Source organism: Variovorax sp. P4_D9, from assembly GCF_056401695.1.
Genome location: NZ_JBFUIU010000004.1, coordinates 17,524 through 33,432, shown reverse-complemented (window position 1 = coordinate 33,432; position 15,909 = coordinate 17,524). Strand labels below are relative to the sequence as shown.

Sequence of the window (15,909 nt, the reverse complement as noted above, 5' to 3'; positions counted from 1 at the left end):
ATGACGCAGCAGCTCCAAGACACCACCGAACAATTGCAGGCCGGCCGGCCGACCGGTCCGCTGGTCCGCGGCTATGAAGTCGTGATCGGCTTCGAGACCCACGCCCAGCTCTCGACCGCCTCGAAGATCTTCAGCCGCGCCTCGACCGCCTTCGGCGCCGAACCCAATACGCAGGCCTGCGCGGTCGACCTCGCGCTGCCAGGCACGCTGCCGGTGATGAACAAGGGCGCGGTCGAGCGCGCCATCAAGCTCGGTCTCGCGCTCGGCTCGACGATCGCGCCGCGCAGCGTGTTCGCGCGCAAGAACTATTTCTACCCCGACCTGCCCAAGGGCTACCAGATCAGCCAGTTCGAGATCCCCGTCGTGCAGGGCGGCTCTGTGAGCTTCTTCGTCGGCGACGAACCGAAGACCGTGCGCCTGGTGCGCGCGCACCTCGAAGAGGACGCCGGCAAGTCGCTGCACGAGGACTTCGTCGGCCAGTCGGGCATCGACCTGAACCGCGCCGGCACGCCGCTGCTCGAGATCGTCACCGAACCCGACATGCGCTCCACCGCCGAGGCCGTGGCCTATGCGCGCGAGCTGCACAAGATCGTCACCTGGATCGGCATCTGCGACGGCAACATGCAGGAAGGCAGCTTTCGCTGCGACGCCAACGTGTCGGTGCGCAGGCCCGGCGACAAGCTGGGCACGCGGCGCGAGATCAAGAACCTGAACAGCTTCAAGTTCATGCAGCAGGCGATCGACTACGAGATCCGGTGGCAGATCGAGGAAATCGAGGACGGCCGCGCGATCCAGCAGGCGACCGTGCTGTTCGACCCCGACTCGGGCGAGACCCGTGCCATGCGGACCAAGGAGGACGCGGCCGACTACCGCTACTTCCCCGATCCCGACCTGCCGCCGCTGGCGATCGGCGCCGACTGGATCGAGCGCGTGCGCGCCGAGATGCCCGAGCTGCCGCGCGCGATGGCCGAGCGCTACGTGCGCGAGCACGGCCTGTCGGACTACGACGCCGCGCAGCTGACGCAGAGCCCGGCCCTGGCCGCCTACTTCCAGGGCGCTGTGGCCGCCGGTGCCAACGCCAAGCTGGCCAGCAACTGGATCACCGGCGAGATCGCCCGGCGCCTGAACCAGCAGGACATCGCGATCACCGAAGCCCCGGTGACGGCCGTCCAGCTGGCGCGGCTGGTGGTGCGCATCAGCGATGGCACGATCTCGAACAATGCGGCGCGCCAGGTGTTCGACGCCTTGTGGACCGGCGAGGGCCAGGAGGTCGACGCGATCATCGAGGCCAAGGGCCTGAAGCAGATGAGCGACAGCAGCGCGCTCGAGAAGATCATCGATGGCGTGCTGGCCACCAACCAGAAGAACATCGACGAATACCGCGCCGGCAAGGACAAGGCCTTCAACGCGCTGGTCGGCCAGGTCATGAAGGCCAGCCAGGGCAAGGCCAACCCCGCGCAAGTCAACGCGCTGCTAAAAGCCAAACTGGGCTAGTAATCCCGGCCGGCGCAGCCAGGCCCCTTGGTGAAACACCGCGGAACTGGCTTCGCCAAGCCGCTGGTGTTGCCCCCGGTAGGGGGTGGGCGCCCGGACACGAAGAGCCGGGCAACCTGGGGGCGATCCCTATTTGGCGGCCCACAGGGGCTTGAGGCGCGTTGCCTCCTCGTCGAAGCGCGCGTTGAGGCGCTTCTTTTCCTCTTCCTGCTCGCCGATGAAGCGGTTCTGCACCGCGACGCTCTTGGCGTTGTCGTCGAGCTTGCGGCGCACCGCGTCGGGCGCCTTGCTCGGGTCACTCTTGTAGAACTCGAGCTCATCGTCTATCTTCTTGCGGTCCTCGGCCAGTTCGCCCAGTCGCTTGCGGGCGGCCTGGATGACGACGTCGATCTGCACCAGCGCCTCGGCCCGCTCGCGGTCGTGGGCGGCCGCGTTGGGGTAGCGCACCAGCAGCGCGCGCTCGCGCCGCCGCTCCTCGACCTGCCGGGCCGCCTTCAGCTGGCCCAGGCGGTCGCGCTCCTCGCGCTCGGCCTGCTCGCGCGCCGTGTAGGTGGGCTCGATCTTGCGCCGCGTGGTGCCGCTCGGATTGAGCTCGCGCTGCTCGCGGTCGATGCAGTCGGGGATCGGCCGGTCGGCGGTGATGGTGCGGCCGCGCGAATCGGTGCAGCTGTAGATGCCGGCGCTGGGCGGACGGGCGGCACCGGCCGCGGGTTGCTGTGCATGCACCGCGCCTGCCGCGGCCAGCGAGAACGCCAGGAATGCCTTCAGTGCTTGGGTGCTCGCCAACATCGGTCCTTCAGACGGGTTGAATCAGCCCGCGCCGTAACGTGCCCGGTACGCCAGCACGCGCGGGCGGTGGGCGCCCAGCTCGTCATCCGCGCGGCCTGACAGATACTGTAACAAGTCGTCCAGCGTCGCGATGGAAATAACTTCAAGCCCGAGCTGATTGCGTACATATTGCACGGCGCTGTGGTCTACGTCGACGCCGTTCTCGGTCGCCTTCTCCTGGCGGTCGAGCGCGATCGCGACCGCGTGGGGGATGGCGCCGGCCGCGCGGATGGCCGCGATCGACTCGCGCACCGCGGTGCCCGCCGACATCACGTCGTCGACGATCAGCACCCGGCCCTTGAGCGGCGCCCCGACCAGGGTGCCGCCCTCGCCGTGGTCCTTGGCTTCCTTGCGGTTGTAGGCGAAAGGCACGTTGCGGCCGCGCCGCGCGAGCTCGGCCGCCACCGTGGCGCCGAGCGGAATGCCCTTGTAGGCCGGCCCGAAGATCATGTCGAACTCGAGCCCGCTGGCGATCAGCCGGTCTGCATAGAATTCGGCCAGCCGCGCGAGCTTGGCGCCATCGTCGAACAGGCCGGCATTGAAGAAATAGGGGCTGATGCGGCCGGCCTTGGTCTTGAACTCGCCGAAGCGCAGCACCCCCGACTCCAACGCAAACTGGACGAACGCCTGTGCCAGCGCGCCGTCCTCTCCAATTTTTTCAGCCATAGGAATGTCCTCGTGTTCAAACTGACCAGCCTCAACCTCAACGGCCTGCGATCGGCTGCCACCAAGGGCGTCGCCGACTGGGTCGGCGGACTGGGGCCGGATTGTATTTGCATGCAGGAAATCAGGGTCCAGGCGAGCGACATCGAGGGCCGCTTCGAGGAGATGGCCGGCCTCAAGGGGCACTTCCATTTCGCCGAGAAGAAGGGCTACGCGGGCACCGCGATCTACTCGAAGCACGCGCCCAGCGACGTGGTCGTGGGCTGGGGCGACGCCGAGTTCGACGCCGAGGGCCGCTACCTCGAGCTGCGCTTCGACACGCCGAAGCGCAAGCTGTCGATCATCAGCAGCTATTTTCCGAGCGGCTCATCGGGCGAAGAGCGGCAGGCGGCGAAGTTCCGCTTCCTCAAGGGCTTCTTCCCGCATCTCAGCGCGCTGAAGCGCGAGCGTGAGTTCATCCTCTGCGGCGACATCAACATCGCCCACAAGGAGATCGACCTCAAGAACTGGCGCGGCAACCAGAAGAACAGCGGCTTCCTGCCCGAGGAGCGGGCCTGGATGACTCGGCTGCTCGATGCCGGCGCCGAGGGCGCGGGCCTGGTCGACGTCTACCGGATGCTCAAGCCCGAGACCACCGACGAGGCCTACACCTGGTGGAGCAACCGCGGCCAGGCCTACGCCAAGAACGTGGGCTGGCGGCTGGACTACCACCTGGCGACGCCGAAGCTGGCGGCGCTGGCGCGCGAGGAATCGATCTTCAAGACCATCAAGTTCAGCGACCACGCGCCGATAACGGTGGACTACGACTTCAGCCTGTAAGGGCTTCGAACAGGACGTCCTGCGCGCCCTCCCACAACACCTTATGGCCGAGCGCGCGCAGTTGCTCTCGTCCGTCGATGATGGTGAGGAAATGGTTGCCCGCGAGCGGTCCCATCTTGCTCGCGAAGCTGCAGCCGCCGTAAGCCAAGATGATCTCGGTCTCGCTGTAGCCGCCGGGATAGAACAGGATGTCGCCGGCCGAGGGGTGGCTGGTGTGGTTCTCGAAGCCGACGCCGAGCTGGAAATCGCCCAGCGGCACCCAGCAGCCCTCGCCGCTCCAGCGCACGTGGATCAGCTTCTGACGGTACGGCAAAAGCTTGCGGAAGGCGGCCACCGTGAGCGGCGCGTCGGGATGGGTCTCGGCGACAAAGCGCAGGCCGCCGGCGGTGATCTGGATATGTTGCATCGGACAGAGCGTACAACGCCACGGCCATCGCCGCGCGCTGCCTAGCGGGACAGCGCAGGGAGTGCCTTCGCCAACGTGTCGCCGAAGGACTGCATGGCCTCGCTCGCCTGCGCACCCCGCTTGGTGATGCGAAAGAAGTCCATTTCGACCCTGGGCTTGACCAGCACGTCGGTCCGCACGCGGTGCCGGCGGCAGGCCGCGAGCGCGAAGGTGGGCATCACGGCGGTGCCGAAGCCAGCCTCGACCATCGAGATCAGCGTGCCGAAGAAATTGAACGCGGGGCGCTGCGCATCGGCGCGGCCGATCGCGCCCAGGTGAAGGTCGATGACCTTCTGGATCGGATTGCTGGGCGGCAATCCCACCAGTTCGGCGGCACGCAGCGACGACCAGGGCGCGCTGCCGGTGACCTGCGCCTCGCCCTCGTGCTCGGCCCGCATCACCCGCATCAGGTGGAAGCGGCCGACCGGGACACGCTCCAGACCCGGCGCGGCCTTGAAGAAGAAGCCCAGCCCGATCTCCGCCTCGCCCTGGAGGACCATCGCCTCCACATCGCGCAGGTCGGCATCGAACAACTTGAGATTGACCGTCGGATGGCTCTCGCGGAACTGACCGAACACCTGCGGCAGCAGGTTGGACGACACCAGCGGAGTGGCCGCGATGCGCAGCGTCTGGCGCGCCAGGTCACCTTCGACGCCAAGCCTCGACGTGACCTCGTCGAGGTCGGTGACGACGCGCTCGACCACCGGCATCAGTTGCCGGCCAGCCGCCGTGAGACTCACCATGCGCGTCGTGCGGTCGAACAGCCGGCAGCCCAGTTGACGCTCCATTTCGCGCACCAGCGTGCTCAGGCCGGCCTGCGTCATGTGCGCCTGTTCGGCGGCGCGCGTGAAATTGCCGATGCGCGCAACATGCAGGAAGGCGCGCATCTGACGGATGGACAGATTCATACGACTTCATGATAAATCCATCCCATATCTAAATTTCCCAAATGGCTAATCACTCGGTCTAATCCGAATTCCGTTGATCCAGGACAAAGCAAGGGAAATCGAAAAATGAGCAAGCAAACCGAAGTCATCGTGCTGGGCGCCGGCATCGGCGGCCTGACCCTCGCACTGAGCCTGCACCAGGCCGGCATTGCCTGCCGCGTCTACGAAGCGGTGCCCGAGCTCAAGCCGCTCGGCGTCGGCATCAACCTGCTGCCCCATGCGGTGCGCGAACTGAGCGAACTCGGGCTGGCGGCCGCGCTCGATGCGGTGGGCGTGCAGACCCGCGAATCGGTTTTCTTCAACTCGCACGGACAGCTGGTGTTTCGCGAAGCGGCCGGCATTGCCGCCGGCTACGAGTGGCCTCAATACTCGATCCACCGCGGCGACCTACACAGCATTCTGCTGGCGGCGACCCTCGAACGCATCGGCGCCGATGCGGTGGTGTGCGGCCATCGCTGCGTGGGCGTCGAGCAGGACGACGCCGGCGTCACGGCGCGCTTCACGACGTCGCAGGGCACGGCAACTGCCAGCGTACCCGGCGCCGTGGCGATCGGCTGCGACGGCATCCATTCGGTGCTGCGAAAGCAGTTCTACCCGAACGAAGGTGCGCCGCGCTACTCGGGCGTCAACATGTGGCGCGGCACGGCAACGCACAAGCCCTTTCTCTCGGGGGCCAGCATGGTGCGGGCGGGCTGGCTCGACCTGGGCAAGATGGTGATCTACCCGATCCGGAACAATGTGGACGGCGAGGGCAACCAGCTGATCAACTGGGTGGCGGAGATCCACGCGCCCAAGCCCGCGCTGCAGGACTGGAGCCGCCCCRGCCGGCTCGAAGACTTCCTGCCCGCCTTCGAGGACTGGCATTTCGACTGGCTCGACGTGCCGGCGCTGATCCAGTCGTCCGACGCCATCCTCGAATATCCGATGGTCGACCAGGACCCGCTGCCGAAGTGGACCCACGGGCGTCTCACGCTGCTCGGCGACGCGGCCCATCCGATGGTGCCGCGCGGCTCCAATGGCGCCGGCCAGGCGATCATCGATGCCCGCTGCCTCGCGGGGGCGATGCGCCGGCTTGGCGTGGGCCATCCCGCGCTGGAGGAATACGACAGCGTGCGCGTCAAGACGACCACTGACGTCGTGCTGACCAATCGCAGCAATCCGCCCGACGCGATCCYGCGCGAGGTGTTCGAGCGCTCGGGCGGACGGCGCTTCGAGCGGCTCGACGACATCGTCAGCCAGCAGGAACTGCAAGCCATTTCGGACAACTACAAGCGCACGGCGGGCTACGAGCCGGCGGCGCTGAAGGCTCGACCTTCCTACCTTTGACAGCCGCATTCCAACAACGAGACGGAGACACTCCATGCGTCCATCGATCAAGCTCCTAGGCGCCCTGCTGATGGTCGCCGCCACGGCGGCCGCGCACGCCTGGCCCGACCAGCCGATCACGCTGGTCGTGCCCTACACGCCCGGCACCGGCATCGACCTGATCGCACGCCAGTTGTCGACGCGGCTCCCCGCGGTGCTGGGCCAGCCGGTGATCGTCGACAACGTGGCCGGGGCCAGCGGCAACATCGGCAGCGAGAAGGTCGCACGCGCCAAGCCCGACGGCTACACGCTGATGGTGCAGGTCAACACGCTGGTGATGAACAAAAGCCTCTACAAGTCGCTGGCCTACGACCCGGTCGCCGACTTCGCGCCAGTGGCCCAGACCTCCTGGGGCACGCTGCTGCTGGTGACCAATCCCAATGTGCAGAAGGCCGGCACGGTGGCGCAGATGGTCGCCGCGGCCAAGGCCCACCCGGGCAAGCTGACCTATGCGACGCCGGGCGTCGGTACGCCGCACCACCTCTCGATGGCCCTGCTGCTGCAAAGCTCCGGCGCCGAGATGCTGCACGTTCCCTACAAGGGCACGGCGGGCGCCGTAACGGATCTGCTGGGCGGGCGCATCGACTACATGTTCCTGCCGGTGCACGTCGCGCTGCAACAGATCCAGGCCGGCAAGCTGAAGGCGATCGCGACCGGCAGCGACAAGCGCGTGCCGCAGTTGCCCAATGTGCCCACGCTGGCGGAAGCCGGCGTCAAGGTCGGAAACCTCGACATGTGGTACGGCGTGCTGGCCCCCAAGGGCACGCCGCCCCAGGTGGTCGCGCGGCTCAACAAGGAGATCGGCGCGGTGCTCAGGCTGCCCGAAGTCGCGACTGCGTTCGAAGCGCAGGGCATGGTTCCGGCGTCGTCGACGCCGGAGGAATTCGGCGCGCTGATCGACAAGGATGCCAGCCGCTGGGCCGACGTGGTTCAGCGCGGCCACATCACTGCCGACTGAGCCACGGGCCGAGGCGGTCTCAGGTCTCGCGCGGCCGGGCCCGTCCCGAGTGCCGCGCCATGTGCACCTGGTGCAGCGTGATCTTGCGCACCTCCGACTGGCTGGTCTCGATGTGGGCGCGCAGCAGCATCGCGGCCTGGTCGCCCCGGTTGGCGCGGATCGCCTTGAGGATCTTGCCGTGCTCCTCGTAGGTCGCGTCGATGCGCGGCTGCTTGGTGAAATCGAGCCGACGGATGATGCGGATGCGGTCGGTCACGTCGCGGTGCACGCGCGCCATCTCGGCGTTGCCGGCGGCCGCGACCAGGGCGCAATGGAAGGCCTCGTCCCACTGCGCCACCTGCACCGTGTCGGCGCTGCGCTCGGCGGCGGGCACCAGCCAGATGCCGGCCAGCGTGTCGAGCAGACTGCGGTCGACGCGATGGCCGCTCTCGCACAGGCGATGCACGGCGGTGGTCTCGAGCACCATGCGCAGGTCGTACAACTGCTCGAACTGGTCGAAGTCGAAAGGCAGCACGCGCCAGCCGCTGCGGAACAGCACTTCGACGAAACCCTCCTGCTGCAGCCTGAAGAGCGCCTGCCGTACCGGCGTGCGCGAGACGCCGAGGCGTTCGCTGATCTCGTTCTCGGTGAAGCGGTCGCCGGGCACCAGGCTGAACTCGGCGACGTCGCGCTTGAGCTGCGCGTAGACTTCGTCGGCCCGGGTGCGGAACACGGGATCGGCGGCGGGAGGCTTGGAAGGAATTCGAACGGTCGACACGTCGGCCATGTTAGTGCGTGCCGAGCGCCGTCAGCAAGGCGCTGCTCGGCGCGGTCCAGCCGACGATGCCGCCCTGGGCGCGGATCATCTCGACGGCAGCCGCCTTGAAGGCCGGAAAGTAGCTTTCGGTGCAGTCCTCGAGCAGCAGGCAGTCGTAGCCGCGGTCGTTCGCTTCGCGCATGCTGGTTTGGACGCAGACCTCCGTGGTGACGCCGCCGAACAGCAGGTGGGTGATGCCGCGCCGCTTCAGCATCTCGTGCAGGCCGGTTGCATAGAAGGCGCCCTTGCCCGGCTTGTCGACCACGATCTCGCCTTCGACAGGCGCCAACACTTCGATGATCTGGTTGCCGGGTTCGCCCATCACGAGGATGCGGCCCATCGGTCCGACGTCGCCGATGCGCAGGCTGGGGTTGCCGCGGTTGCGCTTGGCGGGCGGGCAGTCGGAGAGGTCGGGCTTGTGGGCTTCCCTCGTGTGAACGACGAGGCCGCCCGCTGTTCGCCACGCTTCGAGGGTTCTTTGCGTCGCCGGGACGATGGCTTCGAGCAGGGAGACGTCGTTGCCCAGGGTTTCGCCGAAGCCGCCGGGCTCGATGAAATCCCTCTGCATGTCGATCAGGACCAGGGCGGTTCTGGCGAGGTCGAATTCGTAGGCGAAGGGCTGGGCTTCTATTTTCATCTCGTGCTTTCGAATGATTCGGGTTGGGACGTGAGGGGAAGCCTCACGCACCCACCGGCGCATGGTGATCGCCCCCGCCCATGTGCGCACCAAGCACATGCCGCTCGGCCGTGGACGCGTCCGTCTCGTAAACCACCCGCCCTTCGCTCATCACCACGATACGGTCCGCCATCTCCAGCAACTCGTCGAGGTCCTCGCTGATCAGCAGAACCGCGCCGCCGCGCGCCCGCACCTGCACGATGCGGCTGTGGATTTCCGCCACCGCCGCGAAATCCAGTCCGAACACCGGGTTGGCCGCGATCAGCACGTTGATGTCGCCGGCCAGTTCGCGCGCCAGCACGGCACGCTGCACGTTGCCGCCCGAGAGGCTGCGGATCGGCGCGCCCTCGCCCTGGGTCTTGACGCCGTACTCGGCGATCCACTCACGGGCCCGACTGCGCCACAGCGGAAAGTTCAGCACGTCGGCACCGAACGCCGGCCAGGCCAGCGGCGGCTGGTCGAAGTCGCGCAGCGCCATGTTCTCGGCCACGCTGAGCTCGCCGACGCAGGCGTTGCGCAGCGGCTCCTCCGGCAGGCTGCGCACCTTGAGACGCCGGTTCTCCTCGCGCTTCGCGTCGTAGGGCTCGCCCATCACGGTGACGCGACCCGCGAGCCGCGGCCGCTGGCCGACCAGGGCCTCGACCAGTTCGCGCTGGCCGTTGCCCGACACGCCGGCCACGCCGAGGATCTCGCCCGACCGCACCGCCAAGCTCAGGTCGTGCACAGCCAGCGTGCCGCGGTCGCCCAGCGCCCGCAGGCCATCGACGCGCAGCGCGATCGGCGCGTTGGCCGCCGTCGGCTGCATCGCATGCAAGGCGCGACCGATCGGCGCGGCGGTGTCGCCTTCGGCCGGCGGCGGTGCTTCGCCCTCGCCCATCATGGCCGCGGCCAGCCGCGCCGGGTTGGTGTCGGCCACCTGGCAGTGGTGCACCGCCATGCCGCGCCGCAGCACCGTGACGCTGTCGGCATAGGCCATCACCTCGCGGAACTTGTGCGTGATGATCAGCACCGTGCACATGCCGCTTTTCGCGAACTCGCGCACATGGCCAAGCACCTCGTCGGCCTCCTGCGGCGTCAGCACCGAGGTTGGCTCGTCGAGGATCAGCAGCCGCGGCTTCAGGTAGAGCTGCTTGAGCAATTCGAGCTTCTGCTTCTCGCCCGCCGCCAGCTCCGACGGGCGCACGTCGAGGTCGAGGCTGAAGGGCGTGGTCGCCAGGAAATCCTTGAGCTCGGCGCGCTGGCGCTTCCAGTCGATCAGCGCCGGCGTCTTCCCGCCGGCCAGCAGCAGGTTCTCGGCCACCGTCATGCCGGGCGCCAAGGTGAAGTGCTGGTAGACCATGCCGATGCCGAGCGTGCGCGCCACCACCGGGTTGGCGATGTCCTGCTCGCGGCCGTCGATCAGGATCGCGCCCTCCTCGGCCCGCTGGAATCCGGCCACGCACTTCACCAGCGTGCTCTTGCCGGCGCCGTTCTCGCCCAGCAGCGCATGCACCGTGCCGGGCGCCACGTGCATGGTCACGCGGTCCATCGCGGTGAAGCTGCCGAAGCGCTTGGTCAACTCGTAGGTGTCGAGTGCCAGCGCGCCGGTGGCGGCGGGTGCGGGGTGGACCGGTGCGATCATCGTGCGGCTCTCCGTTCTACTGGGCCGGCAGCGCGTCGAGCAAGGCCGTCGAGCTGGCATGGGCGCCGAACACGCCGCCCTGCATGGTGATCATCTTCAGCGCCGCCAGGTGGTTGCCGTGGTCGGTGGCCGCGGTGCAGTCCGACAGCAGCAGGCATTCGAAGCCGCGGTCGTTGGCGTCGCGCATCGTGGTGTGGACGCAGACGTCGGTCGTGATGCCGGCCAGGATCAGGTTTTCGACGCCGCGCGTGCGCAGCACCAGCTCGAGGTCGGTGGCATAGAACGAACCCTTGCCGGGCTTGTCGATCACCACCTCGCCGGCGAGCGGCGCCAGCGCCGGGATGATCTCCCAGCCCGGCTCGCCGCGCACCAGGATGCGTCCGCACGGACCGGCGTCGCCGATGCCGACGCCGTTGGCGCCGATCTGCCGCGAGCGCCAGCGCTTGTTGGCCGGCAGGTCGGCGAGGTCGGGGCGGTGCCCTTCGCGCGTGTGGATGATCTGGAAGCCCAGCGGCCGCAGGCGCGCCAGCGTGCGTGCGATCGGCTCGATCGGCGCCTGCACCAGCGACAGGTCGTAGCCCATCACGTCGACGTACCCGCCCTTGCCGCAGAAGTCGGTCTGCATGTCGATCACGATCAGCGCCGTGTTGTCGGGCCGCAGCGCGCCGTTGTAAGGCCAGCGGTATGGGTCGGCGGAAACATAGGTAGTGCTCATGACGATGAACTCGGAGTCAGCGGCGCCTGCGGCACCAGGGGATGCGGCTCGGGGCCCTTGTACGCGCGGACCGGCGCCGCGAAGCCGAAGCCGGTGCCGTCCGTGACCTTGACCTGCTCGCCCCAGGGCAGCTCGTAGCGGCCGGCCGCCATGTCCTGCATATAGCTGTAGGGGCAGTCCTGGGCCCCGCCCTTCACGGCCACGTAGCCGCGGTGGTAGAGCTGGTAGATGTTGTTCTCGACGCCCCAGCCCGTGCGGGCCTCGCGCAGCAGGTCGGGCCGCAGCTCGGCCGTGACGATCTCGTCGGGCCGGCCGCCGCCCTCGACCAGCACCGTGCCGTCGAAGTTGCAGAACATGCCCTCGCCCATCGAGTCGAAGGTGCCATCGCTGCCGCACATGCAGACGCTGGCCGTGTACGCCAGGTTGCAGAAGGCATTGGCCTGGTTTGTGATGCGCCAGGCATGGCGGATCGGCGCCGTGTAGCCGGCTGTTCGGATGATGATCTCGGCGCCCTTGTACGCGGCCTCGCGCGCCATCTCGGGCAGCATGCCGTCGTGGCAGATGATCAGCGCCAGCTTGCTGCCGTTCGGGCCGTCGCACACCGGGATGCCGAGGTTGCCGGGCTCCCATGGCTCGACCGGCACCCACGGATGCATCTTGCGGTAGTAGAGGCGGATCGCGCCGTGGTCGTCGATGATCAACCCGCTGTTGTACGGGTTGCCCTCGGGATTGGCTTCCATGATCGAGAAGCAGCCCCAGATCAGGTTGTCGACGCAGGCCTGGCGGAAGGCCGCGACCTCGGGGCCGTCGAGCGTGCACATGATCTCTGGCGAGGTGTCCATCGACAGCCCATGCAGCGCGTACTCGGGGAACACCACGATGTCCATTGTGCCCTGGTTGCGCCGCGCCTTGGCGACCAGATCGCAGATGCGCTGCGTCTGCGCCGCCAGGTCGGCCTTGGTCTCGACCACCGGCAGCTGCAGCTGCACCAGGCCGACGACCACGCCGTGCTGCGACTTGTTGAGACCTCCCAGACCGCTCATCGAATGACCCTCTCGTGGTTCAGCGCGTGGATGACAGTTCGCCCGGGCTGCCGACCGCCACGCTGCCCGGCTTGCAGGTCAGCACCAGGATCACCAGCGTGAGCACGTAGGGCACGGTGTTGAAGAGGTGGTAGCCCCAGCCGACGCCGATCGACTGCAGCGCCGGGCCGATCGCGCCGGCGCCGCCGAACAGCAGCGCGGCGCCGATGCAGCGCAGCGGGCTCCAGCGCGCGAAGATCACCAACGCCACCGCAATCAGGCCCTGGCCGCTGGAGATTCCCTCGTTCCAGCTGCCCGGATAGAACAGCGTGAGCGAGGCGCCGCCGAGCCCGGCGATGAAGCCGCCAGCGGTGGTGGCCGCGATGCGCAGGCCGGCCACCGAGTAGCCGAGCGCCCGCGTCGCGTTGGCCGAGTCGCCCGCCATCCGCACCAGCAGGCCGGCGCGGGTGCGCGCGAAACCCCACCACAGGAACACCGCCAGCACGATGCCGAGCGGCACCAGCGAATTGACCTGCAGCGCCGAGCGGATCACCGGGTTGTCGCTCCAGTCGCCGAGCGGGATCGCCGGCAGCTGCGGCGCCTGCGGCTGGATCAGCGGCTTGCCGAGGTAGAAGGCGAGCCCGGTGCCGAACAGCATCAGCGCGATGCCGGTGGCGACATCGTTGACGCGATCGAGCGAGCACAGCAGCCCGTGCAGCAGCGCAAGCAGCGCGCCCGCAACCCCGCCGATCAGCACGCCGAGCCAGGCCGAGCCTGTGAGCCATGATCCACCGAAGGATGCCATCGCCGACAGCACAAGCACGCCTTCGAGGCCGAGGTTGATGCGGCCCGATTTCTCGGTCAGGCACTCGCCGAGGCTCACGAACAGAAAAGGCGCGCCGACGCGCAAGGCGCCGCCGACGATGCCCGCCACGAGGGCGATCCACTGGTCGGCTGTCATACGGGCTCCTTCGTCAGGCGCGGCTGAACGGCGCGCGGCATGCGATTCTTCAGCAGCGTCTTCCAGTCGATCATGCGCAGGCCCTCGCTCGCGAGAATCAGGACGAAGGCCATGCCCTGCAGCACCAGCACGGATGCGTCGGGCAGGCCCAGGCGGCGTTGCAGCAGGCTGCCCGCGGCGCCGAAGCCCCCGAAAAGAATCGCCACCGGGATCACCGCCACCGGGTTGTGGCGCGCGATGAAGGACACCAGGATGCCGGCATAGCCGTAGCCCGCGATCAGCGAGGCGTTGGCGTTGGTGTGCACCGCCGCGACCTCGACCGCGCCGGCCACGCCCGCGCAGGCGCCGCCGATCCCGCAGGCGGCCAGGATCAGCCCGCTGGCCGGCAGGCCGACCAGTTGCGCGGAGCGCGGATTGCCGCCGACCACGCGGACCGAGAAGCCCGATGCGGTGGCACGCAGCCAGAGGCCCGACACCAGGCAGGCGACGATGCCGACCACCAGGCCCCAGTGCACGTCGGAGCCGCCGATGCTGCCGATCCCGAGCCCTTCGGCGATCGAGCGCGTGGCCGGCTTGTTGAGGCTGGCCGGATCGCGCAGCACGCCTTCGACCAGGTGCTTGAAGAGGCCGATCGCGATGTAGGCCAGCAGCAGGCTGCTGATGGTCTCGTTGATGCCGCGGTATTGCCGCAGCCAACCCGCCAGCGCGATCCAGGCGGCGCCGGCGATGGCGCCGGCCACGCACAGCGCGACAGTGCCCAGGAAGTTCGCCGGCAGCGTCAGTGCATAGGGCAGCGCCGCGGCGGCCAGGCCGCCGAGCACCAGGGCGCCTTCGCCACCGATGATCACCAGTCCGGCGCGCGCCGGGATGGCGACGCACAGCGCGGTCAGCATCAGCGGCGCGGCGCGCTGCAGCGTGTTCTGCCACGAGAACCAGTCGCCGAAGGCCCCCTTGAACAGGATGAACCAGACCTCCAGCGGACTCACGCCGGCGAACCAGACGAAGACGCCGAAGAGAAGCAGTGCCGCCGCGATGGCGAACGCCGGCAGTGCGATCTCTCTCAATGCGTTGCGCATCGTCGGCTCGCGTGCTGTGGCGAGATGATCAGGCGACCGAGCCGACGACGCCTTCGACCAGGTAGTTCATCTTTTCCAGTTCGAGGTCCGTCTGCTTGAGCGCCTTGCCGGCCGGGATCACGACCACGCCCTTGTTGTCCTTCAGCCCGCCCGTGAAGATGTCGAAGCTGCCCGCCAGCATCTTGGCCTTGACCTCGTCGGCGTTCTTCTTGGCCGCATCGGTGACCATCGGGCCGTACGGCGACATCTTGACGTAGCCTTCCTTGAGGCCGCCGCGCAGGAAGTTCGGATGCGGCTTGCCGGCCTGGGCGGCATCGACGATGGTCTTGTAGGCCGTGACCCAGTTCCATTCGGCACCGGTCAGGTAGGCATTGGGCGCCAGCTTGGCCTGGCTCGCGTGGTAGCCGCAGACCATCTTGCCGCGCTTGGCCGCGGTCTCGACCACCACCTTGGGGCCGTCGACGTGCATCGTGAAGACGTCGCAGCCCTGGTCGGCCAGGCTGTTGGTGGCCTCGGCCTCCTTCACGGCCATCGACCAGTCGCCCGTGAAGATCACGCTGCAGGTGATGTTTGGCTTGACCGAGCGCGCGCCGAGCGTGAAGGCGTTGATGTTGCGCAGCACCTGCGGGATCGGCTTGGCGGCGACGAAGGCGATCTTGTTGCTCTTCGTCATGTGGCCGGCGATCACGCCGTTGAGGAACTGGCACTCGTCGATGTAGCCAAAGAAGCTGCCGACGTTCTTCGGATGCTTGCCTTCGGTCCAGAGGCCGCCGCAATGTGAGAAGCGCACGTCGGGATTCTTCGGCGCCACCGTCAGGATGTGCGGATCGAAGTAGCCAAACGAGGTCGGGAACAGCAGCGTAGCGCCGTCCTGCGAAATCATCCCGGTCATGGTCTTCTGCACCGCTGCGGTCTCGGGCACGTTCTCTTCCTCGACCACCTTGAGGCCCGGCATCTTCTTGAGCTCGGCCGCGGCCAGCGCGTGCGACTGGTTGTAGCCATAGTCGTCGCGCGGGCCGACATAGATCACGCCGATGGTCAGCGGCTTCTGCGCTCTGGCGAGCGCGCTCCAACCGCCCAGGGTGGTGGCGGAGGCCAGGGCGGCCAGGGACTTGAGGGAATCGCGACGGTTGAACTGGCTCATGGTGCTTACTCCAGGTAATTGAGGAATCAGGGGGCCGGGATGTCCTGTGTCTTGGATACAAGATGGTGTGCATAAACCGTACCAGCGCTTTGGCGGCGAATTCAGGCTAACGGGCGGCGCGGAGCCGTCGCCGTGCGCCAGCCTTGTGCGGCACGCGCGCCGCGCCAGCACAGGCGCCCCGTCTTTGTGCTTGCGGGCGCTGTCGCATGTCAGTGGCTCGCCGGGCGTTCGGGGCGCGTGGGTACCGGCCGATCAACGACTGCCCTACTGGATCACGTCGATGGCGTGCTCTGCGCAACGAAATAAAGGAGGAGGCCGCAGGCCGGAGGACATTCGCGGAGCAGAGCACGCCGTCGGCGTGATCCCGCCCCGGTTCCAG

General features: G+C 67.9%; 16 protein-coding genes. 4 read left to right on the top strand and 12 right to left on the bottom strand.

Annotated elements, in window-relative coordinates; all coding sequences use genetic code 11:
- Positions 1-1,494 carry an Asp-tRNA(Asn)/Glu-tRNA(Gln) amidotransferase subunit GatB gene (gene gatB, locus AC1DY5_RS01025; protein ID WP_478107499.1) on the top strand — a complete coding sequence of 498 codons (1,494 nt, stop codon included), beginning with the start codon at positions 1-3 and terminating at the stop codon, positions 1,492-1,494.
- 129 nt (positions 1,495-1,623) lie between these two features.
- On the opposite strand, the gene AC1DY5_RS01020 is transcribed toward gatB, so the two are convergent.
- Together AC1DY5_RS01020 and pyrE are read right to left on the bottom strand one after the other, a co-directional pair.
- Complete coding sequence (locus AC1DY5_RS01020) at positions 1,624-2,283, bottom strand: DUF4124 domain-containing protein (RefSeq protein WP_478107497.1); 660 nt, start codon at positions 2,281-2,283, stop codon at positions 1,624-1,626.
- 21 nt (positions 2,284-2,304) lie between these two features.
- Positions 2,305-2,988 carry an orotate phosphoribosyltransferase gene (gene pyrE / locus AC1DY5_RS01015; RefSeq protein ID WP_478107495.1) on the bottom strand — a complete coding sequence of 228 codons (684 nt, stop codon included), beginning with the start codon at positions 2,986-2,988 and terminating at the stop codon, positions 2,305-2,307.
- A gap of 12 nt (positions 2,989-3,000) precedes the next feature.
- Here pyrE and AC1DY5_RS01010 point away from each other — a divergent pair, with 12 nt between their 5' ends.
- Positions 3,001-3,804 carry an exodeoxyribonuclease III gene (locus tag AC1DY5_RS01010; RefSeq protein ID WP_478107493.1) on the top strand — a complete coding sequence of 268 codons (804 nt, stop codon included), beginning with the start codon at positions 3,001-3,003 and terminating at the stop codon, positions 3,802-3,804.
- On the opposite strand, the gene AC1DY5_RS01005 is transcribed toward AC1DY5_RS01010, so the two are convergent.
- The gene (locus AC1DY5_RS01005; RefSeq protein ID WP_478107491.1) at positions 3,794-4,210 is read right to left on the bottom strand and encodes a DUF3830 family protein; all 417 of its coding nucleotides are present in this window, start codon (positions 4,208-4,210) and stop codon (positions 3,794-3,796) included. The genes AC1DY5_RS01010 and AC1DY5_RS01005 overlap by 11 nt on opposite strands.
- Before the next feature lie 41 nt (positions 4,211-4,251).
- Positions 4,252-5,157 (bottom strand): LysR family transcriptional regulator, encoded by a 906-nt coding sequence (locus AC1DY5_RS01000; protein ID WP_478107489.1) that lies wholly within the window; start codon positions 5,155-5,157, stop codon positions 4,252-4,254.
- Between the two features lie 105 nt (positions 5,158-5,262).
- Between AC1DY5_RS01000 and AC1DY5_RS00995 the strand changes: the two genes are divergently transcribed.
- Positions 5,263-6,522: a flavin-dependent oxidoreductase gene (locus AC1DY5_RS00995; protein ID WP_478107487.1), complete on the top strand. Its 1,260-nt coding sequence runs from the start codon at positions 5,263-5,265 to the stop codon at positions 6,520-6,522.
- A gap of 34 nt (positions 6,523-6,556) precedes the next feature.
- Complete coding sequence (locus AC1DY5_RS00990; protein ID WP_478107485.1) at positions 6,557-7,519, top strand: tripartite tricarboxylate transporter substrate binding protein; 963 nt, start codon at positions 6,557-6,559, stop codon at positions 7,517-7,519.
- Positions 7,520-7,538: 19 nt separating this feature from the next.
- Here AC1DY5_RS00990 and AC1DY5_RS00985 read toward each other — a convergent pair whose 3' ends face one another.
- The 8 genes from AC1DY5_RS00985 to AC1DY5_RS00950 are packed head-to-tail and all read right to left on the bottom strand — an operon-like array spanning position 7,539 to position 15,530.
- Positions 7,539-8,285, bottom strand: a complete 747-nt coding sequence (locus AC1DY5_RS00985; protein ID WP_478107483.1) for a GntR family transcriptional regulator — start codon at positions 8,283-8,285, stop codon at positions 7,539-7,541.
- 1 nt (position 8,286) lies between these two features.
- Positions 8,287-8,952 (bottom strand): cysteine hydrolase family protein, encoded by a 666-nt coding sequence (locus AC1DY5_RS00980; RefSeq protein WP_478107481.1) that lies wholly within the window; start codon positions 8,950-8,952, stop codon positions 8,287-8,289.
- 43 nt (positions 8,953-8,995) lie between these two features.
- Entirely contained in the window at positions 8,996-10,612 is a 1,617-nt protein-coding gene (locus AC1DY5_RS00975) for an ABC transporter ATP-binding protein (protein ID WP_478107479.1), read from the bottom strand.
- A 16-nt stretch (positions 10,613-10,628) separates the two neighbouring features.
- A complete protein-coding gene (gene biuH / locus AC1DY5_RS00970) occupies positions 10,629-11,327 on the bottom strand; it encodes a biuret amidohydrolase (protein WP_478107477.1) in 699 nt (232 codons plus the stop codon).
- A complete protein-coding gene (locus tag AC1DY5_RS00965) occupies positions 11,324-12,370 on the bottom strand; it encodes a formamidase (RefSeq protein ID WP_478107475.1) in 1,047 nt (348 codons plus the stop codon). The genes biuH and AC1DY5_RS00965 overlap by 4 nt, the downstream gene beginning before the upstream one ends.
- Positions 12,371-12,389: 19 nt before the next feature.
- On the bottom strand, positions 12,390-13,310 hold the full coding sequence (locus tag AC1DY5_RS00960; RefSeq protein ID WP_478107473.1) for an ABC transporter permease: 921 nt from the start codon (positions 13,308-13,310) through the stop codon (positions 12,390-12,392).
- On the bottom strand, positions 13,307-14,386 hold the full coding sequence (locus AC1DY5_RS00955) for an ABC transporter permease (protein WP_478107471.1): 1,080 nt from the start codon (positions 14,384-14,386) through the stop codon (positions 13,307-13,309). The genes AC1DY5_RS00960 and AC1DY5_RS00955 overlap by 4 nt, the downstream gene beginning before the upstream one ends.
- Before the next feature lie 28 nt (positions 14,387-14,414).
- The gene (locus AC1DY5_RS00950) at positions 14,415-15,530 is read right to left on the bottom strand and encodes a BMP family ABC transporter substrate-binding protein (protein ID WP_478107469.1); all 1,116 of its coding nucleotides are present in this window, start codon (positions 15,528-15,530) and stop codon (positions 14,415-14,417) included.
- Positions 15,531-15,909 lie beyond the last annotated feature (379 nt).